The organism is Burkholderia sp. AU45274 (assembly GCF_030482505.1).
Classification (GTDB): domain Bacteria; phylum Pseudomonadota; class Gammaproteobacteria; order Burkholderiales; family Burkholderiaceae; genus Burkholderia.
In genome coordinates this window covers 88,614-115,001 of sequence record NZ_JAUJQE010000009.1, presented here as the reverse complement: position 1 = coordinate 115,001, position 26,388 = coordinate 88,614, and the positions used below count along the sequence as shown (strand labels likewise).

Genomic DNA, 26,388 nt, shown 5'->3' with positions numbered 1-26,388 from the left:
CCGCGGTTCTTTGAACGAGACGCGCGTTACTGCCCGAAGCGGTCCGCCACGGCATCCTTCAGCCGCGCGGCGGTGATCTCGCCCATGTGCGATTCGACGAGATTGCCTTTCGCGTCGAAGAAAAGCGTCGTCGGCAGCCCGCGCGAACCGTAGGCTTTCATCGCGTGCAGCGTGCGATCGAGCAGCACGTGATCGAACCGCAGCCCTTTCTGTTCGAGGAACGCGCGCACCGCCTGCGCGTCTTCGCCCTGGTTGATCATCAGCACCGTCATCCCCGGATGCTCCTGCTGCGCTTGCGCGAGGATCGGCATTTCGCGCTGGCAGGGCGGGCACCATGTCGCCCACAGGTTCACGACGACGGGCTTGCCCGCGAAGCGTTGCACCGGCACCGGCGTGGCATCGAGCGCTTCGAGCTGCAACGCGGCAAGCGGCGGCGCGCCGTGCTGCAACGTGGCGAACATGCCCTGCGCGATGCCCCATGCGGCAACACCGGCGAGCATGCCGGCCATCACCGGGCGACGCAGCGTGGTCAGGCGGCGCAGGCGCCAGCCCGCGAACACGATTCCCGCCGCGAGGCCGATGCGCCAGTCGAAGCCGCCGTCGCCGAGCGCGATGATCGAGCGCGGCGCGGCGGCGTATTCGTGCCACCACTGCGCGACGTAGCCGATGCGTGCGGCGAGCAGGCCGAACAGCAACGCATCGAGGATCAGGCTCGATGCGGTCTTGTGATGTCCGTCCGGCGGGCGACGCTGGATGAAACGGGCGACGAGCCACGCGAGCAGCGCGGCGACGGCTACCGCGACGACGCGGATCGAGAAGGGACCAATGCTCAGCATGAAAGGGCGGGACGTGATCGAGCGGGGCTGGAGAGGGGATTGTCCGCCATGGCGATGAAGCCGTCGACGGTCGTGCGGCGATTCGACAGGTCGCCGCGTATGGGGGTTCCCGTCGAGAACGTAACGGCGCGTTGCGGATTTGAACGAGGTGGCGGGCTCAGGACGCCGTGATTTGCAGGCGGGCAGGCTGCAAATCAGACCGGTCTGATGGTCATCGGAATCGCGTTCATCAACAATACCCAGGCCGGTCCGGAGTGGTGTCCGCCGGCATCCCGAACAGGGATCTCTCCTTGACGGCCGCTCTCCCCCGGGCGGCCGATTTTTTATTGTCATGCATGCGGGCGCGAATGCCTGGTGGCGGCCGGTGGGCGCGGCCGCGAACCGACTCCTGTCGGCTGATCAAACGGAATAGGACCGCTGCCAGATGCGAGCACCGGGCATTCACTCGCGCATTGCATGATGGTCGGTTCGCGACCGGCGAAACGATTCGTTGGCGGTGGCATGTGATTCACCGCCGTCGCCCGACGGGCTGCGCATCCGCGCTCCGTCGGGCGTCGGGTCTTACAGCTTCTTCGATGCTGCCGGTGCCGTGTCGGCCTGCGTGGCCCCGGTCGCCGGATCGAGCGTCGCGAGCGTCTTCTCGGTGAATTTCTCGTACAGCCAGTCCATGCGCATGCTGTCGATGCCGGCGATACCGCCGAGCGCATACGATGCCGACACCTTGAAGCGATCGAGAGGATGGTTGTCGGCATCGGTGAGCGTCACGGTCCCGTCGACATGATCGTTGCCGGCCATGAAGCCGAACATGACGGCCGAGAAACTCGAGCGCGTGCGAATGCCGGTGACTTCCACGTTAAGGTGCATCGCATCGGTCGAGCCGGCCGTCGCCAGCAGCTTGCGTGCGGCCAGCGCACTTTCGATTTTCCCTTTCAGGTTCTCGGGGCTGAATTTCAGGTTGTCTTTCAGCGCTTCCTGCGCGGCATTGTCGAGCGTGACTTGCACGATCACGGGCTTCGAGCCGAATTTGGGCGTCGATGCCGTTGCGATGGCCCCCGCCTGATCGCTGGCGTCGCGTGTCACGCTGCTCGCGCAGCCCGACAGGAAGCCGATCGTTACCAGTGCCAGAGCGGCATGACGGAATACAGATTTCATGATTTGGTCTTTTTTAGTTCGGGTTATTTGAGGTGGCTCTGTGGCCGGGCGGGAATTTAACACCGGACGATTCGATTCAAAAGGTCGAAAAGATCGAAAATCGAGTCGGCATGGCTTCATTGCCGCGTTTGGCATGCGTGAATGAGCCGGCGACTGCGCGGCGAAAGATTTCTCACACCCGTGATCGGGTCTTGCCGTCGCGGCGCGGGTCGCCGCGGTCACTCATTGCCCCGTGCCGGACACCGCGTCGCCGAGCCGATATGCCGTGAAGAACTCATACCAAGGTGACCCTTCCCCGACCGGCACGTTGAGCGCCGTCGTCCGCCGCTTCAACGCGCCGAACACGTCGTTGATCCGCGCCGTCTGCCCTGCATCGTTGAACGGATAAGGCCGCGCCCGGCCGGCTGCGAACGCGCCATAGGCGATCGCGAGCAGCCGCGCGCTGTCGTCGGTCGACGCGATCGAGCCGTTGATCATTGCCGCGAAGCGCGGCCGGTCTTCTGCGCGTGATCCGGACAGGCACAGGAACACGATCGCCGACAGTTCGTGCAGATCCTTCACGCGTAGCAGGCCCGGCAGCCGCGCGACGACCTTCTCGACCGGCTCGTCGCGCAGCGCATCGCTGAAGTCGAGCACGGCGGTCATCGGATTCGTGTCCGCTTGCAGGCGATCGAGCGGCGGCGGTGCGGCCGACGCGCTCGCCCCGTCCGGCGACGCTGCCGAAGCGGCCCGCAACGCATCGGCCACCTGCTGCGTCCATTCCGGAAAGATCATCCGCACGTTGCCGAATTGCTCGCCGCCTTCCGCGGCCGGATTCCATCGATACACGATCGTGCCGCCGCGAATGAACGGCGAATACAGGTGCTCGGGCGTTTGCGGCAGCGGCCGCCGGTTGATCGGCAGCCACGCGAGCGTCAGCCAGTCGTAGCGGCCGGTGGCGGGCACGGAAGGGCTCGAACTCGCGACGACCTGCCACGTGCCGCGATTCGCATAGCGGCGCCGCGCGTCGGGTACCGGGACGGTCTGGCCTTTCGCGGTGTCGAAGTAGCTCGTGCCGGTCACGTTCGTGCCGCTGTCCGCGGCCGGCGTGACGGTGGCGATGACCCACGACGCACCGTCCGCCCCACGGTAGTCGGACGGCTTGAGCGTCGCGACGTCGTGCACCATGCGCGTTTCCGCCGCGACGGGGCTCGGGGGGAGATTGGCGGGCGCGGCCAGGATGCTCGGCATGGGATGTCCTCGGAATCGGGTGCGCATCGTCGGGCGGCGGCGACGTGCAACGGCGCAGATTGTTTTATGTCACTGTAGAACGTCGCAGCCGGAAACGGAATCCGGTTGCGCGGCGCACCCCGCCGACGCGTTCCGCCGCTTCGGCTTACCATGCGCATCCTGAGCCAACGACGCACACCGGGCGGGAGCGCACATGACCGACACGACAGCCATCACCGAACACTGGACGCAGGTCGCCGACCAATGGATCGACTGGGCCGGCAAGCCGGGGCACGACGCGTTCTGGAAATACCGTGCGGGGCTCGCGGCCTATATTGGCCGCGATACCGGCCGCGCGCTGGAGATCGGCTGCGGCGAAGGCCGCGTGAGCCGCGAGCTGAAGGCGCTCGGCTACGACGTGACGGCGACCGACGTGGTGCCCGCGATGCTCGACGCCGCGCGTCACGCGGATTCCGCGCATCGCTACAAGCTGGCCGACGCGGCGTCGCTGCCGTTCGACGCGGCCTGCTTCGATCTCGTGATGGCGTACAACGTGCTGATGGATCTCGATGACATGCAGCGCGCGTTGAACGAAGCGCGCCGCGTGCTGAAGCCGGGCGGGACGCTGTTCATCTCGCTCGTGCATCCGTTCCGCGATCGTGGCGGCTTCGCGGGGCCGCAACCGGATGCGCCGTTCGTGCTGAAGGGCAGCTATTTCGGGCGGGAGCATTTCGATGGCGTGGAAACGCGCGACGGGCTGTCGATGCACTTCGCCGGCTGGTCGCTGCCGCTGCAGGCGTACATGGAGGCGCTGGAAGCGGCCGGGTTCGCGATCGTGTCGCTGCGCGAGCCGCCGCCCGACCACGCCGATACGGATCAGTTGAAGCAGTGGGCGCGCGTGCCGCTGTTTCTGTGGATGAAGGCGCGGCCGATCGTGTGAATTTCGCCGGGCTCTCAATTCCCCTTGTCGGGATCTGCCAGCAATTCCGAGCGACCGATGACCTGTCTCGCGGTATCGGCTCGATCCGCGTCCGAGAATCCGGCAGCTTCGATGTAGCGCAACGCATAGTCGTGCGCCTGGCGATAGAGGTGAGCGACGCGCTTGCCTTTGACAGAGATGTGAAGGCGCATGTCACGCATCTCCCATCGTGCGCTGCTCGGCCAGCACGTCGTCGAGCGTGCGCGCGTGTCCGCGCTTCACCGCCCGCAGGTCATAGCCGGCGGCCTCAAGGAGACGAACGAGCGCAGATACGCTCATGTCGCCTCGCGCAAGCGTTTCCATGCGAGCGAGTGTGGTACGTGCGACGCCGGCGCGCTCGGCCAGCTCTTTCTGTGAAAGCCCCGCTGAGTGGCGAGCATGTTTCAGCATCTCTCCAACGTCGGCCAATGTCGTCATCTGTAGCCCCATGGATACAAAAAATGATCATAAGGGTAATTTTGTGTCCCTTGGGCTACCAAATTACCGAGGTTGCCGTTCCGAGGGGGGATCGCGGCATGCAATCAGGTGAGGCGATTCTGGAGAGGGCATTGGTTCGCGTTTCGCCGCTCCGCTCAGCGCGACAGCTCCTTCCGATAGAGCACGGCCCCCGGCTTTGCCGCAACGGTGTCGTAGAGCCGCATCGCCGTGTGGTTCGTCTCGTGCGTCTGCCAGTACACGCGCTCGGCGCGATGCGCACGCGCGGCGTCGTACACGGCTTCGATCAGCGCACGGCCGACACCCTTGCCGCGTTCGCTGTCGAGCGTGAACAGGTCCTGCAGGTAGCAGGTCGGCCCGATATGCGTCGTGCTGCGGTGGTACAGGAAATGCACGAGTCCGACGAGCCGGCCGGCGCGCTCGGCGACGAGCGCATGCACCGGTTCGTAGCCGTCGAAGAAGCGCGACCACGTGAGCTGCGTGATGCGCAGCGGCAGGGCCTTATCGTCGAAGCGGCCGTAGAAACGGTTATAGCCGTCCCACAGCGGCAGCCACTGGTCGTAGTCGTGTTCCGTGACCGCGCGTACGGTCAGTCCGGTGTCGTTGGCGTTCATATTGGCGGACCTGTCGAGGAGAAGAGGGCGCGCCGCCGATTCGGCGGGCGCGTCGCAGGTCTCCACGATAGGAAGTTCGCGGCCCCATGGGTAGGCCCATGACGACGGCATTTCATGGTGCCACGGGCCGCATCATGCTCACGAGGTCGACTGTCCGTCAGAACCTGCTGCGATCCCGCCGGCTGTGCTTCGGGCTGTCAGGTTCGGCCCCCGCGCAACCCCGATGCTCGCGACGCACGGCGAATCACGCACAGCTTGCTCCGGCCCACATGCGAGAAAAAGATCACGCCGCTCGAGTACCGGCAACACGTTCGGGATACGCCGACGGCGCGACCGCAATCGCGATCTTTCCTCGAACCCCGTTGTTGGGACGCTCCAGCAGGGCATGCGCGAGCGGAACGTCGGCAAGGGAATAGACGGCGCCAACGTGTGGCCGCAGCTGTCCGCGTTCGATCAACGCGCTCAACTCATCCAGCTTGCCGCGGTTTTGTCGCGTGAAGACGAAGTGATAACTCGCGTTCTTGCCCCACGCCTGAATGACGTTTTGTGGCTGGGCGATGTCCACGATCGTGACGACGCGACCAAGCTGGGCGAGCGCATCGGGGCTGCGCGACAGGGTGTTGCCGCCGATGGTGTCGAACACGACATCGACGCCGCGGCCGCCGGTGTCCCGCATGACTGCGTCGACGTAATCGTCCTGTTCGTAGTCGATGACCACATCGGCCCCCAGGCTGCGGGCGAACTCGACGTTTGCTTCGCGCACGGTCGTGAACACCCTTGCGCCGATGGCCTTGGCGAGCTGGATCGCCACATGGCCGACGCCTCCTGCGCCGCCGTGTACCAGAATGCTTTCCCCGACACGAAGCGCCGCACGCACGACAAGTGCTTCCCAAACCGTTCCGCCCACCAGGGTCAGGCTGGCCGCCTCGAGATGGCTCAACGAAGGCGGCTTCTTCCCGACGATGCTTTCGGCCGCCACGTGGTACTCGGCGTAACTGCCTGGCCCGTCGAAGATTTGCGGGGTGTACCAGACTTCGTCCCCCGGCGAGAAGGCCTTCACACCGGGCCCGACGGCTTCGACCACGCCCGATACGTCGTGTCCGGTAATGGCCGGAAGGGGTACCAGGTCCGGATAGTCTCCCCGTCGAACCTGGTAATCCAATGGATTGATGGAGGTGGCATGGACGCGAACCAGGACTTGTCCGGCGTGCGGCACCGGCTTGGGTACGTCACGTAGCTCGAACGATTCCGGGCCGCCAAATGACTTGAGCAACAGCGCTTTCATTGCACATCCTCGTTTCGGTAAATAGGGATATTGAGAATTGTCGATATTATGGGGAAAAAATTACAGGTCTTTCCCGATGGCCTTGGCCAGCGCACTGATGGCTGCTTCGTTACGCTTGTAGTAGGTCCACTGGCCGATGCGCCTGACTTCCACCAGGCCGGCTCGTTGCAGCGTCGCAAGATAATCGGACACCGTCGACTGCGACAGCCCGACACCTTCCTGAATACTGCTGACGCAGACGCCCACCGTATGAACGTCCCCTTCATCCTGCGGCGGGAAGTTCTTCACGGGGTCCTTCAAACCCTGCAGGATTTCAAGGCGAGTCCGGTTCGAGAGGGCTTTGAAGATGTCGAGCAATTCCATGGGCAGCGAGTATATCGAGAATTACCGATATGTCAATGTGAGCGCCGACCGCCGTTTTGTCGAGTCTGGATGGTTCCGGAGCAACGCTCGAATTTGCAAGCCTCCCGTGAAAAGGGAGGCCGTCGGCGCTCACCCGCGCAGCGGCGGATTGAGTTGCGCGAACGCCTGCTGGCGGCGATACGGGAAGTACGGATAAGGTGCTACCACCGCGCTCGCCGCATCGAGCTTCGCGACCTGCGCATCGGTCAGCGCCCAGCCGACCGCGCCGAGGTTCTGCCGCAGCTGTGCCTCATTGCGCGCGCCGATGATCACCGACGACACCGTCGGGCGCTGCAGCAGCCAGTTCAGCGCGATCTGCGGCACGGTCTTGCCCGTTTCCTCGGCGATCGCGTCGAGCGCATCGACCACGTCGTACAGGCGCGCATCGTCGACCGGCGGCCCGAAGCCGGCCGTTTCATGCAGGCGGCTGCCTTCGGGCAGCGGCGCGTTGCGCCGGATCTTGCCGGTGAGCCGGCCCCAGCCGAGCGGGCTCCAGACGAGCGCGCCAAGCCCCTGGTCGGCGCCGAGCGGCATCAGGTCCCACTCGTAATCGCGGCCGACGAGCGAGTAGTAGACCTGGTTCGCCACGTAACGCGACCAGCCGTGCCGATCGGCCACCGCCAGCGACTTCATGATCTGCCACCCGGCGAAGTTCGATACGCCGATGTAGCGCAGCTTGCCCGCGCGCACGAGATCGTCGAGCGTCGACATCACTTCCTCGACCGGCGTGCTCGCATCGAACGCGTGGAGTTGCAGCAGGTCGATGTAGTCGGTGTCGAGGCGGCGCAGCGCATCGTCGACGGCGCGGACGAGCCGCGCGCGCGACGTGCCCGCGTCGTTCGGGCCGCTTCCGGTCGGCAGGCCCGTTTTCGTCGAGATCAGCACCTGGTCGCGACGTCCGTTGATCGCGGCGCCGAGCACGCGCTCGGATTCGCCGTCCGAATACACGTCGGCCGTGTCGAACAGGTTCACGCCGGCTTCGAGGCAGATGTCGATCAGGCGGCGCGCTTCATCGACGCCCGTGTTGCCCCAGGCGCTAAACAGCGGGCCGGTGCCGCCGAACGTGCCGGCGCCGAAGCTCAGGGCAGGAACCTTGAGGCCGGAGCGGCCGAGGGTGCGGTATTCCATGGCGGGTTTCCTTTGGGGTGATCGACGGGTCGAGGGGCGGCCGCGAGGCGACGCATTGGCACACTGTATCGCTTGCGGATATTTCGGATAATTGGGCAGACTTCGAAAATATCGTTCGGAAAGGGCGAATAATGCTGCTCGACAATCTCGCGCTGTTCCTGCGCATCGTGGAGAAGGGCGGACTGGCCGCGGCGGGCCGCGAGTTCGGGCTGTCGCCGGCCACCGTGTCCGAGCGACTGGCTGCGCTCGAGCGCCACTACGGCGCGGCGCTGCTCACGCGCACGACCCGCGCGATCAGCCTGACCGACGAGGGCCGCACGCTCGTCGACGGTGCGCGACGCCTGCTGGCGGAGGCCGATGAACTCGAAGGCCGAGTGCGGCTCGGCGTGCAGACCTTGTCAGGGCCGGTGCGCCTAAGCGCGCCGGCCGACCTCGGGCGCGAGCGCGTGGTGCCCGTCGTCGACGCGTTTCTGGCCGAGCATCCGGGCGTCACGGTCGACCTGCATCTCGGTGACGGCTACGTGGATGTCGTCGGGCAGGGGCTCGATTTCGCGATCCGTCGCGGGGTGCTCGCCGACAGTTCGCTGCGCAGCCGGTCGCTCGGCCGCGCGCGGCGCGTCGTGTGCGCGTCGCCCGCGTATCTCGCGGCGCACGGCACGCCGCGGCATCCGGACGATCTTGCCGCACACGACTGCATCGTGATGCGCTTCGGGCAGGACCTGTATGCCGAATGGCCGTTCAGCATCGATGGCGAACCCCGGCGCGTGACGGTGCGCGGCCGGCGGGTGGCCAACGACGGCGCACTCGTGCGCGCGTGGTGCGTCGCGGGGCACGGCGTCGCACTGAAGTCGCTGGTCGACGTCGAGCAGGATCTGGCGTCCGGCGCGCTCGTGGAAGTCCTGCGCGCGTTCTCGCCGGGCGACGTCGATCTGCAGATCGTCTATGCGGGCAACGCCGTGCAGCCGCGGCGCGTGCGGGCGCTGATCGAACGGCTGGCGCAGGCGCTGGCGGCGTGAACGTGTTGGATGTAATTGCGTCGGACTCGACGTGACGACGCCAATTTCGTGCCCTTCGGGTGGTCATTGTGGCGAGTTCGCTTCGGCAACGGCGAAACTCGGCATGGGTTGTCCTCAGAATCGGATGCGCGTGATTGAACGGAAACGATTCGTAGCGGTGCGTATCGCGCTTCCGGCCAGAGGACTTTGCCGCCGGAAACGTAACTCGTACGTAGGCGCAAGAGTCATCGACGAAGAAGACGCGCACGGGGCCGGATCAACCGGGGCGGGCAAGGCCGCGCAATCTCATTTATTGTAGTAACATACCTACATTGATTGGTTTGAGGAGCCCATGATGACCATCACAACGCTCTCGAGTCGCGAACTTAACCAGGATGTGACCAAAGCGAAGAAGGCAGCAAAGGATGGCCCGGTGTTCATTACGGATCGTGGCAGGCCTGCCCATGTGCTGCTGAGTTTCGAGGAATACCAGCGTCTCACGCAGCAACGGCGCAACATTGCCGACGCGTTGGCCATGCCCGGTGTCGAGGACATCGAGTTTGAGCCTCCGCGCGCGGAGATCGGCATCAAAAAGGTTGATTTTTGATGATGTTCGTCCTCGATACCAACGTTGTTTCGGAACTCAGGAAGGTGCGAACCGGCAAGGCGGACAAAGGCCTGGTGGCCTGGAGTTCAACCGTCGACGCACCCACGCTTTTTGTCTCGGCAATCACGATCATGGAGCTGGAGACAGGCGTCTTGCAAATCGAACGCCGGGACACGGCTCAAGGTGCGCTTCTGCGGGCATGGCTTGACGGGCATGTCCTGCCGGAGTTCGCGGGTCGCGTGCTGCCGGTTGATACTGCGGTCGCGCAACGATGCGCACGACTCCATGTACCGGATCGGCGGTCGGAGCGGGACGCACTCATTGCCGCAACGGCGCTCGTGCATGGCATGACCGTCGTGACGCGCAATGTCGCCGATTTTGTTGAAACCGGCGTTCCTATCGTTAATCCGTGGGATTGAGCTAGCAAACCCTCCCTCTCGAACAATGAAACGGGCGCGGGTTCGTTGACAGACCGCGCATGCATTTCACGGTAACGCTTCCGCGCACCCCTTGCATCCCCCGCACTGGCGGATGGGCCGGGCCAACGGATAGTGCATTGCGCGGCCGCTCGCTCGGCCGTGCGCGGCGCGTGGTGTGCGCGCCGCACACGGCAGGCAGGCGCGTCGGGACGATCCTGCCGCACATGACGGATCGCAATGCGTTTCGGGCCCGACTTGTATGCGGAATGGCCGCTCGGCATTGACGGCGAGCTGAAGCGTGTTCCCGGCGCTGTGTGCAACGCGTTGCAGCGGCGCGCTTGCCGCGATCGCATCCGGTGCCGATACGGCGGGCAAATACACCCCAGCGTCAGCTCAAGTCGCCCTTCGAACCAATTGCACACATTTCGTCATTTAGCTAATATTCGAAACGTTAATCGCGCTCCGCATTCCCATGGACGACGTCACCCGCATCAGCGCACTGGCCAACGAAAGCCGTCTGGCCGTGATGCGCTGGCTCAAGCAGCCGCGCAAGCATTTCCCGCCGCAGCCGCACGGCGATGTCGACGAACTCGGCGTGTGCTGCACGTACATCACCGAGAAGCTCGGCATCGCGCCGGCTACGACCACGCGCCACATGCGCATCCTCGCGGATGCCGGGCTCGTGCAGGCGACCCGCGTCGGCAAGTTCACGTACTACAAGCGGATCGACGGCGCGCTGCAGCAGCTCGGCCGCGATCTTTTGCAACTCTGACTCACACCGAGGCAACCGACATGGACGAACTTGCATTGCTGGCCGACGCCGACCGGCGCGCGCACGCGTATCTGGCCGCGACGAACGAGCGGCGCGCGTTTCCCGACGCGGCCGCACTGGCCGGCCTGGCGGCGTTCGACGAGCCGCTGCCCGACGCGGGCCGCCCCGCCGACGACGTGCTGCGCCTGCTCGACGAGCGCGGCACGCCCGCGACCGTCGCGTCGAACGGCCCGAACTACTTCGGCTTCGTGATCGGCGCCACGCTGCCGGCCGCGGCGGCGGCCGAGCGGTTGATGCTCGCGTGGGACCAGTGCGCGTCGTCGTATGCGAATTCACCGGTGGCCGCAACGATCGAGCGCCAGGCCGCGCGCTGGGTCGTCGACGTGCTCGGATTGCCCGAAGGCAGTGCGGTCGGGTTCGGCACGAGCGCGACGGCCTGCACGCTCGTCGCGCTGGTGGCCGCGCGGCGCGCGCTGCTCGCACGCAAGGGCTGGGACGTCGACGCGGACGGCCTGATCGGCGCGCCCGAGGTGAAGGTCGTGATCTCCGAGCTGGCGCACATCACGGTGAAGAAGGCGCTGCGCGTGCTCGGTTTCGGGATGAAGCGCCTCGTCGTCGCGCCGGTCGACACGCATGGCCGGATCGATCCGGCACAGCTGCCGCCCCTCGACGACATGACGATCCTCTGCGTGCAGGCCGGCGAAGTGAACACGGGCGAGTTCGATCCGTTCGCGGCGCTGATTCCGCCCGCGAAGGCGGCCGGCGCGTGGGTGCACGTCGACGGCGCGTTCGGCCTGTGGGCCCGCGCCTCGTCGAAGCGCGCGCTGACGGACGGCATCGACGGCGCGGACAGCTGGACCACCGACGGCCACAAGTGGCTCAACACGCCGTACGACGGCGCGATGGTGATCTGCCGGGACGCGGCCGCGCTCGCGACCGCGATGAACAGCGACGCCGTGTACCTGAGCGGCGCGCAGGACGCGCAGAAGAACCTGAACCTCGAATTCTCGCGGCGCGCGCGCGGCATCCCCGTATGGGCCGCGCTGCGTTCACTCGGCCGCGCCGGCGTGGCCACGATGGTCGAGCGGCATTGCGCGCAGGCGGCGCGGGTCGCGGACGGGCTGCGTGCGGCCGGCTACGACGTGCTGAACCGCGTCGTGCTGAACCAGGTGCTCATGCGCGCCGGCACCGACGATGAAACGGCGGCGATCCTCGCGGCCGCGCAGGCGTCGGGCGACGTGTGGTTCGGCGCGACGGTGTGGCAGGGGCGGCCGGCGTTCCGGATCAGCGTGTCGTCGTGGCGCACCGAAGACGCGCACATCGATCGTCTCGTGGCGTTGCTGACGGAGCTGCGCGGCGTGCACGTGCGCTGAGCATCATGCGCCGTCCGCGCCCTGAACGGTTGCAGCCGCCCCCTTCAGGCACTCGATGAAATGCAGCGCGGCGGGCGTCAGCAACGCATGCCGCCGCATCACGATCGCGACCGTCAACGCGGGCATCGGCTCGGCAAGATCCAGCGCGACGATGCCCCGTGACTTGCGTTCGACGTCGGCGAGCGGCCGTGCGAACACGCCGAGCGCATCCGTTTGCGACACGAGCCCGAGCGTCGCGGCAAACGACGGGCAGTGGATTACCCGCTTCGGTACGTCGATGCCGAACGGCATGAAGATCGAGCGCACCAGATCGTCTCCCTCGTCGCCGTAGCGCGGCACGCACCATTGCGCATCGACGAGCTCGCGCAGCGAGCGGGCGCGCGCGAGCCGATGCCGGCTTCTCGCGACGACCGCGAACGCCGTCCGGAACAACGGAATGCTCGCGAATTCGTCGGGGTCCGGTATCGCATTCGACAACTGATGCGTGACGATGAAGTCGAGCGAGCCGTCGCGCAGTCGCGCGAGATCCGTCGCGGTCAGCGCATCGTCGACGTTCAGCGTGGCGCCGGGCAGGTCGCGCGAGAACGCGGTGAATGCACGCGGCAGGAGCGTCAGCGCGACGGTCGGGCTGACCGCGATCGACACCGAGCCGGTCGTGCCGAGCCGCAACTGCTCGATTTCGTCGCGCGTGCGCTGGATCTCCTCGACGATCAGCCGCGCGCGAATCGCAAACGCGCTGCCGTAATCGGTCAGCGCAATTCCCTTTACGCTGCGGACGACGAGCGGCACGCCGAGTTCCTGTTCGAGCTCGCGCACGATGCTGCTGATGGCCGGTTGCGTGACGCCGAGCGCGCGCGCCGCGCCGCGAATGGTGCGATGCTCGGCGACCGCGAGAAACGCATCGAGCTGCTTGAGCTTCATGAATGACTGATCCGAATACGAAGAAAGCGCGGGCTGCCGGGTCGAACGCCGGGTGACAAGAAAAAGTTATCGACCACAACGAAATCTTGGATTTTTCTTATTGGGTCGAGTGTATATGCTCGGTGCTTTTCAGGAGCGGTCACGATGCTTCTCGTTAACCAGCAACGGCTGTGGGATTCGCTGATGGAGATGGCGACGATCGGCGGGACCGCGCACGGCGGCAACTGCCGGCTCGCGCTCAGCGACGACGACGCGCGCGGCAGGCGCCGCTTCATCGCGTGGTGCGAAGCAGCCGGTTGCGAGATCCGCATCGATCCGATCGGCAACGTGTTCGCTCGCCGGCCGGGCACGGAACCGGGTTTGCCGCCCGTGACGTGCGGCAGCCATCTCGACACGCAGCCGCTCGGCGGCCGATTCGACGGCGTCTATGGCGTGCTCGCGGGCCTCGAAGCGATTCGCACGCTGAACGAGCGCGGCATTGAAACGCGACATCCGATCGACGTCGTCGCGTGGACCAACGAAGAGGGTTCGCGCTTCACGCCGGGCATGATGGGCTCGGCCGTCTATGCCGGTGCGCTGGATCTCGACTACGCACTGGATCGCCCGTGCATGCAGACGGGCGCGCTGCTGCGCGACGAACTCGAACGCACGGGCTTCGCCGGCCCTGCGCGCGAGCGGCAGATGCCGAAGGCGTATTTCGAAGCGCATATCGAGCAAGGGCCGGTGCTGGAGCAGGCCGGCTTGCCGATCGGCGTCGTGACGGGCGTGCAGGGCATCTACGAACTCGACGTCACGGTGACCGGCTTCGAGTCGCATGCAGGCACGACGCCGATGAGCGTGCGCCGTGACGCGATGGGCGTGGCGGCCGCGATGATCGCGGCGATCGTCGAGCACGGTCACACCTTCGACGACGATGCGCGCGTGACGGTCGGTCATGTCGCGTGCCAGCCGAATTCGCCGAGCACGATTCCGGGCAAGGTCCGGTTCAGCGTCGACGTGCGCCACCCGTCGCAGACGGCGTTGCAGCAACTGGTCGCCGACATCGAAGCGATCTGCATGCAGCGCACCGCGCTGCGCGGCACGAGCGTGCAGGTAGAGACGATCGCCGAATACGAGCCGGTGGTGTTCGATGCGGCATGCGTCGAGCGCGTGCGGCAGGCAACGGCTGCCGCCGGCTATCCGTACAAGGAGATGTGCAGCGGTGCGGGGCACGACGCGGTGAACCTGTCGTACGTCGCGCCTTCCGCGATGGTGTTCGTGCCGTGCAAGGCCGGCTTGAGCCACAACGAAGCGGAAGATGCCGATCCGGTGCACCTCGCGCAAGGCGCGTCGGTGCTGGCGAACCTGCTGGCCGATTGCGCGCGCTAGGCACGCGCGATGGCGGAGTTCGCGACTCCTCCGCAAGCGTGAAAATGTCGGACAATGGCCGCTGCGCGCGCCACGCCGGCGCCGCGTTCAACCAAAGCATTCACGTTTGCGAGATCCCCATGTCGACTCCCTTTCCCCGGGAACTGCTGAAGGCCGCCGATATCGCGAAGATGGAACCGATGCGCGCGGTGCATTCGCTGAATCCCAATGCCGTTCGTCTCAAGCGACAACTCAGCGACCTGACCGGCTTGACGCAATTCGGTGTTCACCTGCTCACGCTGATGCCTGGTCACGAATCGGCCGAGTATCACCGTCACCTGTACGAAGAAGAGTTCGTGTACGTGCTGTCCGGGACGGGCGCGGTCACGATCGGCGAACGCGCCAGTGAAATCGGGCCGGGCGATTTCATCGGCTTTCCGCGCGGCGGTGAAGCGCATACGGTGCAGAACACCGGCGATACGCCGCTTGAGCTGCTCGTTGGCGGGCAACGGCTCGAACACGACGTCTGCGAATACCCGCGACTCGGCAAGCGGCTGTATATCGCCGGCGAGCTCGAAGACTATGTGGATTTGCCGAAGCAGCCTTGATCGCCAATCGCGCATTCAATGCCCCATTCCACATAAAAACCGAATCAATAACCGCTTGTTTAGATAAACAAAATAAAAATTCGTAAAAACACGGGGTAGAGAAATCGCGTTTATTTGGGCACGCTTGTGCGCATTGTCCGCTCCTGGGCGCCGGTATTTCCACATGCCGGCGCGTCTTTTTCCCGGTGTGCGCATTCGGCAATAACGACACGCCCCCGGGATTTTCGACCGATCGGCCGGGCAAGCGGAATTCATCAAAAGCATCCTGATTTAAAGCTCAGTAGTTCGAATCACCATCCTGATTCAAGAACGATACGGAGACGGGCGATGTCCAGGAACTGGGGGTTGGGAACGGCGCTGCTGGCGCTGTGCGTGGTCTTGTCTGCCTGCGGTGGTGATGGCGATTCACCGTCGGTGGCCGCGGCGAACCTGTCGGCTGCCGCGCAGTCGCAGGGCAATGAAAACGGCAACGGCGGCAACGACAACGGTAACGAAAACGACAACAGCAACGGCAACGAGTCGTCGAAGAAAAACGCCGACATCCGCGTCGCGCAATACGTCAATCCGCTGATCGGCACCGACTACGCGACCGACCAGCCGGCCGACCCGGTCGGCTCGGGCCTCGGCGGCGGCACGTTCCCGGGGCCGACGGTCCCGTTCGGGATGATGCAATGGAGCCCGATGACGCCGACTGCCCAATACGACAGCAGCAAGGGCGACGGCTCCGGTTTCTCCGGCGGCTACTGGTACGGCGACACGTCGATCAATGCATTCAGCATCCTGCACCTGAGCGGCACCGGCTGCTGGGCGAACGGCGGCTACCTGAACGTGATGCCGCAGCTCGCACCGGGCGACGCCGGCACGCCGGCCAGCTTCACTCACGCGAACGAAACCGCGCAGGCCGGCTATTACGGCGTCACGCTCGGCAACGGCATCAAGGCCGAGCTGACGACGACGGTGCGCACCGGCTTCGCCCGCTTCACGTATCCGGCACTCGCGCAGGGCCAGCAGGCGACGATCGCGATCGATCCGACCGTGCTGAACAACCGCGCGCAGGGCACGACGGCCGACACAATCAGCCAGGTCGGCGACCGCGCGTTGTCGGGCACGATCGCGGGCGGCGGATTCTGCTGGGCCGGGCATGCGGTGCCCGTCTACTACTACGCGGAATTCAGCCAGCCGTTCGCGTCGAAGCCGGCGTTGTCGAACAACAGCCCGGTGACGGTGACGTTCAATGTCGACCGCAAGCATCCCGACGTGATGATGAAGCTCGGCATCTCGTTCGTCAGCGAAGCGAATGCGAAGGCGAACCTGCGCGCGGAGAATCCGGAGACGGATGCGCAAGGCAACCGGAACTGGCGATTCGACACCGTGCGCCGCGCGGCGAGCACCGCGTGGAACGCGCGCCTGAACGCGATCCAGGTCACCGGCGGCAGCGACGCCGACAAGACGAAGTTCTACACCGCGCTGTATCACGCGTCGCTGCACCCGAACGTGTTCAACGACGTGAACGGCCAGTATCCGGATTTCTACGCGTCGAACGGCGCGGCGGCCGCGCCGACACGTCAGGTCGAGAAAGGCCGCACGATGTACGCGAACTTCTCCGGCTGGGACATCGACCGCTCGTTCATCCAGCTGCAGGCGCTGCTCGATCCGGTGCGCACCAGCGACATCGTGCAGTCGCTCGTGCTCGATGCGAAGGCGTGCGGCGCGTTCCCGCGCTGGGCGTACTTCAATACCGAGACGGCCGTGATGCCGGGCGACGCGGGCTCGATCATCGTCGCGAACGCCCATGCGTTCGGTGCGACGAACTTCGACACGCAGGCCGCGCTGTCGATTATGAAGAACAGCACGGCGCCGGGCGCCGCGTGCGCCGGCACGCCGGTGATGGGCAGCCGCGCGGACTACGACCGGCTCGGCTACGTGCCGTCGTCGGGCTCGGGCGACAACCAGACCGCCTCGAACACGCTCGAATATGCGGTGCGCGATTTCGCGGTGTCGCGCTTCGCGACGGCGCTCGGCGACACGACGACGGCCGGTGCGCTGCTGAAGTCGAGCGGCAACTGGCACAACCTGTTCGATCAGGGCGCGATCCAGCCGAAGACGTCGGCCGGCGCGTGGGTCACCGACGGCACCGGCTTCATGGAAGGCAATGCCGAGCAGTACACGTGGTACGTGCCGCACGATCTCGCCGGCGTGGTCGCGCAGGCGGGCGGCGCCGCGCCGGTCGTCAAGCGCCTCGACACGTTCTTCACGCACCTGAACATCGGCACCGTGCAGCCGTATTTCTACGTCGGCAACGAAGTGACGATGGCCGTGCCGTGGGTCTACGCATGGGCCGGCGCGCCGTCGCATACGCAGCGCGTGCTGCACGCGTCGCTCGCGAACGAGTTCGGCACCGGCGCGGCCGGGCTGCCGGGCAACGATGATCTCGGCGCGATCTCCGGCTGGTACGTGTGGGCCGCGCTCGGTCTTTATCCGGTCGTGCCGGGCGTCAGCGGCGTCGCGCTGTCGAGCCCGCAGTTCGAGAAGATCACGGTGCGCGTCGGGCAGAAGGACGGCAGCTACCGACTGTTGCACATCGTCGCGCCGGGTGCAGGCTCGGGCGACAACGCGTCGTTCTATGTGAAGTCGCTGAAGCTGAACGGCGCACCTTACTCCACCGCGTGGCTGCCGTTCGAGCAGATCGCGAAGGGCGGAAAGCTGTCGTACGCGATGACGGCCGACGCGAGCGCCACGACCTGGGGCACCGACGCATCGGCGATGCCGTCGTTCCCGCGGGCGGCCAGCGCGCCGTAACGGCCAGGGGGATCAACGAGCGGTTCTTGCCAACAGGATCGACGCAGAGAGAGGGAGGGACGAACGGATGAAGCTACGTCATGTGGTGGGTATCGGGTGCCTTGCCGTGTTGTCGGGGTGCGGCGGCGATCAGGGTTCGACGGATGCGAGCGTGCTCGCGCAGCGGTCGAACGTGCAGGGCAACCAGAACGATCAAGGCAACCAGAACGACCAGGGCGATCAGAACGATCAAGGCGAAAACGGCGGCGCGGCCAAGCGGTCGGTGCTGCACAGCGTCGATCCGATGATCGGTACCGCGAATCTCGACATCAACGCGGACTGGAGCAGCGGCGTGCGGGGCCACGGCCACGTGTACCCGGGCGCGACCGTGCCGTTCGGGATGGTGCAGCTCGGGCCGGACACGACCGGCGGTGCGCACACGCTGCCGTGGAACTGGGATCGCACGTCGGGCTACCAGTACGACGATCCGTTCATCACCGGCTTCACGCATACGCACCTGTCGGGCACCGGCATCGGCTCGGGCGGCGAAGTGCGGTTCCTGCCGACGCTGGCGCCGGTCGACACCGCGACGCTGGCGAAGGTCGCGGCCGATTCGTCGATCACCTACAACGCGTCGTTCAGCCACGACGACGAAATCGCGAGCCCCGGCTACTACCGCGTGAAGATGGCGCCGGTCGGCAGCGGCAACACGCCGTGGAACGTGCAGGGCGCGAAGATCCTCGCGGAGATGACGGCCACCGCGCATGCGGGCGTGCATCGCTACACGTATTTCCCGAGCGCGGCCGCGCAGAAGCGCAGCATGATCGTCAGCATCGACAACCCGATCGGCGGCTCGACCGCGAGCGGCAAGCTCCAGGTCATCGATGCGCAGACGATCGCCGGCTGGGAGATCACGAACAACTGGGCGAACAACAAGCCGACTTATTTCGTCGCGCGTTTCTCGAAGCCTTTCGATACGAAGCACGTTGCATTCAGCGCGGACGGCTTCAAGGCCTACCTGACGTTTACCGACGGCAACGACAGCGGCGGCGCGGTGACGGTGAAGGTCGGCATCTCGCCGTCGAGCGTCGCGGATGCGCAGGCCAATCTCGCCTCGGAAGTCGGCGCGAAGTCGTTCGACCAGGTGCGCGGGGCGGCCGAGCGGGTGTGGAGCGCCGCGCTCGACCGGATCCGCATCAAGGGCGGCAGCGCCGACCAGCGGACGATGTTCTACACGTCGCTGTACCGCACGATGCTCGCGCCGACCGTCTACAACAATGCGGACGGCAGCTACGTCGGCACCGATTCGACCAACGACGCCACGACGTCGCCGCCGACCACGAGCAAGCACGCGAATCCGGGCTTCGACTATTCGTCGACGTTCTCGCTGTGGGACACCTTCCGCGCCGAGTCGCCGTTGATGACGCTGGTGCAGCCCGAGCGCGTCGACGGCTGGGTGAAGTCGCTGCTCACGCAGTTCAGGCAGAACGGCAAGGGCGAGCTGCCGGTGTGGCCGCTCGCGCAGACGGAAACCTTCACGATGGCCGGCCACCCGTCGATCCCGCTGATCGCCGATGCATACCTGAAGCACCTGACGAGCGCGGGCATCGACGACATCTGGACTGCATTGACGACCACGCAGAGCGCGAGCGCGCACGGCTTCGACCAGTACCGGCAGAGCGGCTACGTGACCGCGGGCGACAACGCATCGGTGTCGACGACGCAGGACTATTCGTTCGACGACTGGGCGACGGCCGCGGTCGGCAAGGCGGCGGGCAAGAGCACGGCCGACTACCGGCCCTACCTGCAGCGCAGCCAGAACTACCGGAACGTGTTCAACCCGGTGCCGAACAACGGCTGGAAGTTTGCGCAGCCGAAGGATGCGCAGGGCAACTGGGTCGCGGGCTTCGACCCGACGGCCGCCGAGAAGACGGACTTCTCCGAATCGAATTCGTGGGTCGATACGTGGAACATCTTCCACGACTTCCCCGGCCTCGTGGCGCTGCTCGGCGGCAAGAGCCAGTTCATCGCGCAGCTCGACCGCACGTTCGATCCGGCCAATCCGCTGACCTTCCTCAACAACCAGGGCTTTCCGGACCTGACCGGACGCAGCGGCCAGTTCTTCGCGGGGAACGAGCCGGCGAACCACCTGCCGTACCTGTACGACGTCGCGGGGATGCCGTCGAAGACGCAGGATCGCGTGCGGTCGGTGATGGACGACATGTACTCGCTGACGCTGACGGCCGGCGATCGCGCGCTGCTCAGTGGCGACAGCCTGAAGGCCGCGCTGGCCGATCCGCGCCGCGTGCGCGATGCGGCGATTCCCGGCAACGATGATTGCGGGCAGTTGTCCGCGTGGTACGTGCTGTCCGCGCTTGGCATTTATTCGCTGAATCCGGTGGGCGGCGTGTTCTACCTCGGCACGCCGCTGTTCGAGGAGGCGACGATCGACATTCCGGTGGCGTCGGGCGGCGGGGACGGCAAGAGCCTGAAGTTCGGCGCGACGCGGCGCTTCAAGGTGACCGCGCATACGGCCGGCGGCGGCGCGCCGTCATCGGTCAATCGCTATGTCCAGTCGGTCAGCCTGAACGGCACGCCGCTGCATCGGCCGTATATCACGTACGACGAGATGAAGGCCGGCGGCACGCTCGATTTCGTGATGGGGTCGACGCCGAACGACGCGTGGGTCAGCACCTGGAACGGGCAGGATCCGAACAGCGCGCTCGCGCCGTCGCTGGCGCTGGCCGGCACGTAGAAGCGCAAGCGGCCCGCTGCAACGCGGGCCGCTTCTCCCCCCCTTCATTTGACGGGACGGTGCGGGGCGCGGCCGCGAAACAGGAAGCGGCCTGCCCCGGGAATCCGTCGTCGGGCCGCGCGGCGGGGACCCCATGCGCCAACGCGGTGACTGCTTCGGCGGCTCACACGCAAACGGGGCGCGACAGCAGGCGATGGTTTCCGTCCCGGCCGGCAGATCGCTCATGCCGCTCCGGCTCGGCATCGAATGGATCCGGCACCTGACGGCCGGCCGCTTCGGCTTGACCGGTTCAATCCCGGTGGTGGTCGCCGTCACGTTCGTGTCATGGGGCGTCGTCGCGCTTATGATGCGGGAACGCCACTGACAGGGTTCCCCGATATGGACGCGCCGCTCCCGCCGATGTCTGCCCCGATTTCCGAAACGGAACCTGAAACCGAAACCGTCGCCGAGCCGCGCGCGTCGCGCGTGCATCGGCCGGTCGCGCTCGTCACCGGATCGACGTCGGGGATCGGCGCGGCGATCGCGCGCCGTCTGGCGGCGGACGGCTACGCGGTGATCCTGCATTCGCGCCGCTCGGCCGACGAGGGACGTGCGATGGCGCGCGAACTCGGCGGAGCTTATGTGCAGGCCGATCTCGCGGACGATGCGGAACGCGTGCGGCTGATCCGCGAAGCCGTGGCCATGCACGGGCGGCTCGACGTGCTCGTCAACAATGCGGGCGTCAGCCGCGTGATTCCGCATGACGATCTCGCTGCGGCGACGCCCGACGTGTGGCGCGAGATGCACGAGATCAACGTGATTGCGCCGTTCCGGCTCGTCGCCGAGGCGGAGGCCGCGCTGCGCGAGGCGGCGTCGCATGGGCGGGCCGGGTGCGTGGTGAACGTCAGCTCGCATGCGGGCGTGCGGCCGAAAGGCGCGTCGATTCCGTATGCGGCGGCGAAGGCCGCGCTCAATCACACGACGCGGCTGCTCGCGAAAACGCTCGCGCCGGCGATTCGCGTCAATGCGGTCGCGCCGGGGCTCGTCGATACGCCGCTCACGGCCGACTGGACGGATGCGCAGCAGCTTTGGCGCGAGCGCGCGCCGATGCGCCGTCCGGCGACGCCGGATGACATCGCGCAGACGGTCGCGATGCTCGTCGCGTCCGATTACGTGACGGGCGAGATCGTGATGCTCGACGGGGGAATGAACCTGACTTGAAGCGGGGACTCGGGGACTCGGGGACTCGGGGACTCGGGGACTCGGAGACTCGGAGACTCGGAGACTCGGAGACTCGGAGACTCGGAGACTCGGAGACTCGGAGACTCGGAGACTCGGAGAAGCGGAGAAGCGGAGAAGCGGAGAAGCGGAGAAGCGGAGAAGCGGAGAAGCGGAGAAGCGGAGAAGCGGAGAAGCGGAGAAGCGGGAATGCAGTGATGCAGTGAAGCGGCCGCGAACCCGCGCGCAGATGTCACCTGCGCGATTACCGCGACCGCTAACTTGCCAAACGACGCGATCAGCCGAGCCGCGACCGCAGTTGCGCGAGTGCCTGATCGTGCGTGCGCTCGAACTTCAGCGGCGTGACGGCGACATACCCGTCACCCAGCGCGACCGTTTCCGAATCCGCATCGTCGTCGCGCGGCGCGCGCGAGAGCTTCAGCCAGTGATACTCGAGGTCGCGCGGGTCGCGCCCCGACACGATCTCGACGCCCTGCAGCGTACCGGCGCCCTGGTTCGTCACCTTGAGGCCGCGCACGTCCTGCGCGGGCCGCGGCGGGAAATTCACGTTCAGGCAGGCGTCGCCGTCCCAGCCCGCGGCCACGAGCTGGCGAATGACGTCCGGCGCAAGCGTGCGTGCCGTGTCCCACGGCACCGCGTTGCGATCGATGAAGGCCTGACTCAGCGCGATGGCCGGCACGCCGACCAGCATGCTCGTCATCGCGGCGCCCACCGTGCCGGAAAACACCGTTTCGGTGCCGAGATTCCCACCGCGATTCACGCCGGACAGCACGATGTCGGGCCGTGCGTCCTTCATCAGGTGGCTGATCGCGATGGCGACGCAATCGCCGGGCGTGCCGCGCACCGCGAAGCGGCGTTCGCCCTTGCGATGCACGCGTAGCGGTTCGTGCAGGCTCAGCGAGTGCGACGTGCCGCTCTGGTCTTCCGCCGGTGCGACGATCCACACTTCGCGCGCCAGTTGCGTGGCGACCTGTTCGAGCACGTCAAGGCCGGGGGCGTCGATTCCGTCGTCGTTGGTGAGCAGGACGCGGTCGAACAGCGGGCGGGTTTCTGGCATCGGGACGATCCTCGCGGAGTTGGGCAATGAGAGGGGAATGCAGCGTGGCGCAAGCCACAAGGCTAGCATTCCCGCGTGAGGATCGTCGTGTCGCGCGACGGGCGCGGATGTGAAAACGGGCGCATCGCGCGCCCGTTCGTCGGTGGCCGTGCCGCGGTGCGCGCGGCGGGTCGGAACCGCTCAGCCGAGCAGGTGCCGCAGCAGGCCGGCCGACACGACGCCGACGATGACGGTCGGCAGGATCGACAGGCGCGTCGCCGCGATCAGCGTGATGGCCAGCGCGAGCAGGTCGGCCGGGCGCGTCGACACGAAGGCCGGGGCGATCACCGAGATCAGCACGCAGCCGGGCACGTTCTCCATCACCGACGCCATCCGCGGGCTCAGCGTGCGGTTGCGCAGCAGCACGTAGCCGAGGATGCGCGACAGATAGGTGGTCGACGCCATCAGCACGATCGTCGCGACCGTGCTGAAATCCGGGAAATCAGGCATCGCGCGGCTCCCACAGCAGCGCGGCGATCAGCCCCGCGCAGGCGCCGGTCGCGACGTACCATGCGCCGGGCACGGCCAGGTGTGTGGCCGCTGCGACCACGAGGCTCACGAACCACGGGCGGCTTGCCCGCATTCCTTTCCACATCCCGCGCAGCAGCACCAGAAACACGGCCGTGAACGCCATGTCGAAGCCATATTGCTCGACGTTGCCGATCGTCGGGCCGACCGCCGCGCCGAGCGTGGTCATCGAGATCCACGTCAGGTAGAGCCCCATGCAGATGCCCGCGTAATAGGGCACGCTGATGTGCGTGGCCGAGCGCGCCCGGGCGTCGGCGAGCGACATCGCCCAGCTTTCGTCGCACATGAAGAACAGCGCGAAGAACGCGCGGCGGCGCGGCAGGCGGCGGATATACGGCTCGAATGCGGCGCCCATCAGGATGTGGCGCGAATTCACGAGGAACGACATCGCGACGATCAGCGCGATGTGCGGCGGCGATGACCACAGATGGATCGCCGCGAATTCGGAGCCGCCGCCGAAGTTCATGCCGGTCATCATCGGCACTTCGAACAGGCTCAGCCCTTTCTGCGCGGCCTGCGCGCCCAGCACGAGCGCGAACGGCACGAAACCCAGCATGACGGGCAGCGCCGCACGCAATCCGCGGCCCATCTCGGCGACATAGGCGGGCTTGTCGCGAAGCCCTGACGACGTTGAAACGCTACTGCTCATTACTCCTCCTTCGGGGGAGGAATTGTCTGCTTTTTTGACTCGAATCGGGTTGCGTTGTGGCCATATTTTTCTCAGAATTTGGCATTGAACGCGTGATTTGAAAATTTTTTGGAATCGGATGCCAATGAAACTTGACGCCATCGACCGCCGGATCCTGAGCGCGCTCCAGCGCGACGGCCGCATGCAGAACGTGGAACTCGCGCACGAGGTCGGGCTGTCGCCGTCGCCGTGCCTGCGGCGCGTGCGCCTCCTCGAGGAAGCCGGCGTGATCGAGAAATACGTGGCCGTGCTGAATCCCGCGAAAGTCGGCAAGGGGCTGACGATCTTCACGCGCGTATGGCTGAAGGGGCAGGACGCAGAATCGGTGAACCGTTTCGCGGAGGCCGTCCAGCAGATGCCGGAAGTCGTCGAATGCCACCTGATGGCGGGCGATTGCGATTTCCTGCTGCGCGTCGTCGCGGCCGACATCGATGATTACCGGCGTTTCCAGATGGAATACCTCACGCGCATTCCGGGTGTGCTGAGCGTGAAGACCGACATCCCGATGCAGAAGGTCAAGCTCACGTCGGCGCTCCCGACCTAGCGTGACGCGAGTGCATGGCCACGCGACGACGACGGGTCGACGAGCGGTCACGGCTCGGTGACAATCGTCCGATAGACTGACGAATCACGCTGCTTCGAACCTGTTACCTGAGTGGTTGCGCGACGTTCGATGCGCAAGCAACTAACGGTCAATGTCGACGCAATCGGGCAGGCGGCGCTGCGCGCCGGATCGTGCGTCGGCGCGAATGCGTTATTTATTGTCGAGCCATTCATGCAGCCAATCAACACTCCGTGGAATTCGCTGGAAATCGTCAAGCTCGTGCTGGGCGTGCTGACGCCGTTGTCGGTCGCGTGTCTCGGCTGGCTCGTCGCGCGCCGGCTGAAGCGGCTCGAACTCGTGCAGTGGACCAACCAGCGATTGATCGAGAAGCGGCTCGCGCTGTACGACGCGGTCGCGCCGCAGCTCAATGCGCTGCTGTGCTTCTACACGTGGATCGGCTACTGGAAGGACATCTCGCCGGACGACGTGATCCGCGCGAAGCGCGACCTCGACCGCACGTTCCATATCTACCGCTACCTGTTCGACGACGACGTGTACGACGCGTATCACACGTACATCCACGCGCTGTTCGACGTGCATACGGGCCCGGGCCGCGATGCGCGGATCCGTTCGCTGGTCCAGGCGCCCGACGGCGATCGCAGCGTGCACGGCTCGTATGAATGGAAGCCGGCGTGGTCGGACCGTTTCGCGACGGCGAATGTCGTGCCGAAGGACGACGTGCTGCGGTACTACACGCAGTTGATGGAGCGGCTGCGCGTGGCGCTGGGTGCGACGCGCTGAACGAAGCGCGGCGGTACGCGCACGGGTATCGAAATCCGCCACCCGGCGGCGCGGATACCCGCCCTTGCGCAAGAAGCGGATGCGGCGCGCGGCGGCGGCTGACATGCTCGCGGCATCCCCACTCGCGCGAGGTCCGTATGCGTGTCGATACCGGCTGCCAGCCGCTCATGATCCGTTCGCCGGAAGCGGGCCGGCGGCGTCTCTTCTCCGTGGGTTCACACGATCCGCATGACATGCGGTTGCCGATCGAGCCCGAGATCGGCGACATCGTCTTCATCCGCGTGACCGTGCGGCCGTTTCTCGAAGTGGCGAGCGCGACGCGTTCGTGGACGAATCACGTCGGGATCGTCGTCGGCGAGCGCGGCGGCGAGCCGTTGATTGCGGAGAGCACGTTTCCGCTATCGCGCGTCACGACGATGTCGCGGTTTCTTGCGCGCTCCGATCGCGGCGCGTGCGTGATCGCGCGGCTGAAGCAGCCACTCGATGCCGCGCAGCGGCGCCGGCTTGTTGACGCGGCGATGCGCCGGATCGGCGTGGTCTACGACACGGGGTTCAATCTTGCGTCGCGCCGGCAGTTTTGCTCGCGGTTCGTGCGCGAAGTCGTGCGCGATGCGACGCGGATCGTGCTCGGCGACGTCGAGACCTTCGACAGGCTGCTGCGCCGGAATCCCGATCATCCGCTCGGCTTCTGGCGGGTCTGGTACTTCGGCCGGATTCCGTGGCGCCGCCGGACGGTGACGCCGGCGAGCTTGCTCGACAGCGCGGCGTTGAAGGTCGTGGCGGATACGCGCAAGCACGTTGAAAACGTGTCCGAAGGTGACGATCCGGATAGCGTTTGACTCAAGCGAGCGGGGGCACGAACCTTTTGTCACCGGCCGATGCCTGCTTGAGCAGCGTA

Annotated in this window: 28 protein-coding genes; 15 read left to right on the top strand and 13 right to left on the bottom strand. The window is 66.1% G+C overall.

The genetic code is table 11. The features are described 5' to 3' along the window. Positions 1-26 precede the first annotated feature (26 nt). The 3 genes from QZM35_RS28015 to QZM35_RS28005 all read right to left on the bottom strand — a co-directional run bounded on the left by QZM35_RS28015 (position 27) and on the right by QZM35_RS28005 (position 3,218). Positions 27-836, bottom strand: a complete 810-nt coding sequence (locus QZM35_RS28015; protein WP_301777248.1) for a TlpA disulfide reductase family protein — start codon at positions 834-836, stop codon at positions 27-29. A gap of 561 nt (positions 837-1,397) precedes the next feature. Next, the gene (locus QZM35_RS28010; protein WP_301777319.1) at positions 1,398-1,988 is read right to left on the bottom strand and encodes a DUF4410 domain-containing protein; all 591 of its coding nucleotides are present in this window, start codon (positions 1,986-1,988) and stop codon (positions 1,398-1,400) included. Between the two features lie 222 nt (positions 1,989-2,210). Next, entirely contained in the window at positions 2,211-3,218 is a 1,008-nt protein-coding gene (locus QZM35_RS28005; protein ID WP_089428550.1) for a hypothetical protein, read from the bottom strand. A gap of 193 nt (positions 3,219-3,411) precedes the next feature. Between QZM35_RS28005 and QZM35_RS28000 the strand changes: the two genes are divergently transcribed. Beyond that, positions 3,412-4,137: a class I SAM-dependent methyltransferase gene (locus QZM35_RS28000; protein WP_089432001.1), complete on the top strand. Its 726-nt coding sequence runs from the start codon at positions 3,412-3,414 to the stop codon at positions 4,135-4,137. Between the two features lie 14 nt (positions 4,138-4,151). On the opposite strand, the gene QZM35_RS27995 is transcribed toward QZM35_RS28000, so the two are convergent. The 6 genes from QZM35_RS27995 to QZM35_RS27970 form a co-directional block, all read right to left on the bottom strand. Continuing rightward, positions 4,152-4,328 (bottom strand): hypothetical protein, encoded by a 177-nt coding sequence (locus QZM35_RS27995; RefSeq protein WP_301777247.1) that lies wholly within the window; start codon positions 4,326-4,328, stop codon positions 4,152-4,154. 1 nt (position 4,329) lies between these two features. Then, a complete protein-coding gene (locus QZM35_RS27990) occupies positions 4,330-4,593 on the bottom strand; it encodes a helix-turn-helix transcriptional regulator (RefSeq protein WP_301777246.1) in 264 nt (87 codons plus the stop codon). Positions 4,594-4,748: 155 nt separating this feature from the next. Then, positions 4,749-5,225, bottom strand: a complete 477-nt coding sequence (locus QZM35_RS27985) for a GNAT family N-acetyltransferase (RefSeq protein ID WP_089432002.1) — start codon at positions 5,223-5,225, stop codon at positions 4,749-4,751. Between the two features lie 283 nt (positions 5,226-5,508). Beyond that, positions 5,509-6,510: a zinc-dependent alcohol dehydrogenase family protein gene (locus QZM35_RS27980; RefSeq protein ID WP_301777245.1), complete on the bottom strand. Its 1,002-nt coding sequence runs from the start codon at positions 6,508-6,510 to the stop codon at positions 5,509-5,511. Positions 6,511-6,570: 60 nt separating this feature from the next. After that, positions 6,571-6,873 (bottom strand): helix-turn-helix transcriptional regulator, encoded by a 303-nt coding sequence (locus tag QZM35_RS27975; RefSeq protein WP_089428545.1) that lies wholly within the window; start codon positions 6,871-6,873, stop codon positions 6,571-6,573. Between the two features lie 129 nt (positions 6,874-7,002). After that, positions 7,003-8,040 (bottom strand): aldo/keto reductase, encoded by a 1,038-nt coding sequence (locus tag QZM35_RS27970; protein ID WP_089432005.1) that lies wholly within the window; start codon positions 8,038-8,040, stop codon positions 7,003-7,005. Positions 8,041-8,171: 131 nt separating this feature from the next. Between QZM35_RS27970 and QZM35_RS27965 the strand changes: the two genes are divergently transcribed. The 5 genes from QZM35_RS27965 to QZM35_RS27945 all read left to right on the top strand — a co-directional run bounded on the left by QZM35_RS27965 (position 8,172) and on the right by QZM35_RS27945 (position 12,206). Next, positions 8,172-9,056 carry a LysR family transcriptional regulator gene (locus QZM35_RS27965; RefSeq protein ID WP_089428542.1) on the top strand — a complete coding sequence of 295 codons (885 nt, stop codon included), beginning with the start codon at positions 8,172-8,174 and terminating at the stop codon, positions 9,054-9,056. Positions 9,057-9,390: 334 nt separating this feature from the next. Next, on the top strand, positions 9,391-9,642 hold the full coding sequence (locus QZM35_RS27960) for a type II toxin-antitoxin system Phd/YefM family antitoxin (protein ID WP_089429196.1): 252 nt from the start codon (positions 9,391-9,393) through the stop codon (positions 9,640-9,642). Then, a complete protein-coding gene (locus QZM35_RS27955; RefSeq protein WP_174975468.1) occupies positions 9,642-10,061 on the top strand; it encodes a type II toxin-antitoxin system VapC family toxin in 420 nt (139 codons plus the stop codon). The genes QZM35_RS27960 and QZM35_RS27955 overlap by 1 nt, the downstream gene beginning before the upstream one ends. Positions 10,062-10,533: 472 nt before the next feature. After that, positions 10,534-10,833, top strand: a complete 300-nt coding sequence (locus tag QZM35_RS27950; protein ID WP_085038359.1) for a helix-turn-helix transcriptional regulator — start codon at positions 10,534-10,536, stop codon at positions 10,831-10,833. Between the two features lie 20 nt (positions 10,834-10,853). Next, on the top strand, positions 10,854-12,206 hold the full coding sequence (locus tag QZM35_RS27945) for a pyridoxal-dependent decarboxylase (RefSeq protein WP_301777244.1): 1,353 nt from the start codon (positions 10,854-10,856) through the stop codon (positions 12,204-12,206). Positions 12,207-12,209: 3 nt separating this feature from the next. On the opposite strand, the gene QZM35_RS27940 is transcribed toward QZM35_RS27945, so the two are convergent. Next, positions 12,210-13,127 (bottom strand): LysR family transcriptional regulator, encoded by a 918-nt coding sequence (locus QZM35_RS27940; protein ID WP_089428539.1) that lies wholly within the window; start codon positions 13,125-13,127, stop codon positions 12,210-12,212. Between the two features lie 144 nt (positions 13,128-13,271). Here QZM35_RS27940 and QZM35_RS27935 point away from each other — a divergent pair, with 144 nt between their 5' ends. From QZM35_RS27935 to QZM35_RS27910, 6 genes are all read left to right on the top strand, one after another. Further along, a complete protein-coding gene (locus tag QZM35_RS27935) occupies positions 13,272-14,495 on the top strand; it encodes a Zn-dependent hydrolase (RefSeq protein ID WP_301777243.1) in 1,224 nt (407 codons plus the stop codon). A 119-nt stretch (positions 14,496-14,614) separates the two neighbouring features. Then, positions 14,615-15,082 (top strand): cupin domain-containing protein, encoded by a 468-nt coding sequence (locus QZM35_RS27930; RefSeq protein ID WP_089429195.1) that lies wholly within the window; start codon positions 14,615-14,617, stop codon positions 15,080-15,082. Between the two features lie 327 nt (positions 15,083-15,409). Next, positions 15,410-17,881, top strand: a complete 2,472-nt coding sequence (locus QZM35_RS27925) for a GH92 family glycosyl hydrolase (RefSeq protein WP_089428537.1) — start codon at positions 15,410-15,412, stop codon at positions 17,879-17,881. A 67-nt stretch (positions 17,882-17,948) separates the two neighbouring features. Beyond that, positions 17,949-20,615, top strand: coding sequence for a GH92 family glycosyl hydrolase (locus QZM35_RS27920; protein ID WP_301777242.1), 2,667 nt, complete (start codon positions 17,949-17,951; stop codon positions 20,613-20,615). Positions 20,616-20,838: 223 nt separating this feature from the next. Beyond that, a complete protein-coding gene (locus QZM35_RS27915; protein ID WP_226272500.1) occupies positions 20,839-20,979 on the top strand; it encodes a hypothetical protein in 141 nt (46 codons plus the stop codon). A gap of 14 nt (positions 20,980-20,993) precedes the next feature. After that, entirely contained in the window at positions 20,994-21,815 is an 822-nt protein-coding gene (locus QZM35_RS27910) for an SDR family NAD(P)-dependent oxidoreductase (RefSeq protein ID WP_089432009.1), read from the top strand. Positions 21,816-22,110: 295 nt separating this feature from the next. On the opposite strand, the gene surE is transcribed toward QZM35_RS27910, so the two are convergent. From surE to QZM35_RS27895, 3 genes are all read right to left on the bottom strand, one after another. After that, the gene (gene surE, locus QZM35_RS27905) at positions 22,111-22,890 is read right to left on the bottom strand and encodes a 5'/3'-nucleotidase SurE (protein ID WP_089428534.1); all 780 of its coding nucleotides are present in this window, start codon (positions 22,888-22,890) and stop codon (positions 22,111-22,113) included. Positions 22,891-23,070: 180 nt separating this feature from the next. Further along, positions 23,071-23,379 carry an AzlD family protein gene (locus QZM35_RS27900; RefSeq protein ID WP_011356491.1) on the bottom strand — a complete coding sequence of 103 codons (309 nt, stop codon included), beginning with the start codon at positions 23,377-23,379 and terminating at the stop codon, positions 23,071-23,073. Next, positions 23,372-24,106, bottom strand: a complete 735-nt coding sequence (locus tag QZM35_RS27895) for an AzlC family ABC transporter permease (RefSeq protein WP_089428533.1) — start codon at positions 24,104-24,106, stop codon at positions 23,372-23,374. Before QZM35_RS27895 ends, QZM35_RS27900 begins: the two co-directional genes overlap by 8 nt. Before the next feature lie 124 nt (positions 24,107-24,230). Between QZM35_RS27895 and QZM35_RS27890 the strand changes: the two genes are divergently transcribed. The 3 genes from QZM35_RS27890 to QZM35_RS27880 all read left to right on the top strand — a co-directional run bounded on the left by QZM35_RS27890 (position 24,231) and on the right by QZM35_RS27880 (position 26,329). Continuing rightward, a complete protein-coding gene (locus tag QZM35_RS27890) occupies positions 24,231-24,689 on the top strand; it encodes an Lrp/AsnC family transcriptional regulator (protein WP_006486309.1) in 459 nt (152 codons plus the stop codon). Between the two features lie 231 nt (positions 24,690-24,920). After that, the gene (locus QZM35_RS27885) at positions 24,921-25,490 is read left to right on the top strand and encodes a hypothetical protein (protein ID WP_069252831.1); all 570 of its coding nucleotides are present in this window, start codon (positions 24,921-24,923) and stop codon (positions 25,488-25,490) included. Positions 25,491-25,627: 137 nt separating this feature from the next. Further along, positions 25,628-26,329, top strand: a complete 702-nt coding sequence (locus QZM35_RS27880; protein ID WP_089428532.1) for a YebB family permuted papain-like enzyme — start codon at positions 25,628-25,630, stop codon at positions 26,327-26,329. The last annotated feature ends 59 nt before the right edge of the window (positions 26,330-26,388 follow it).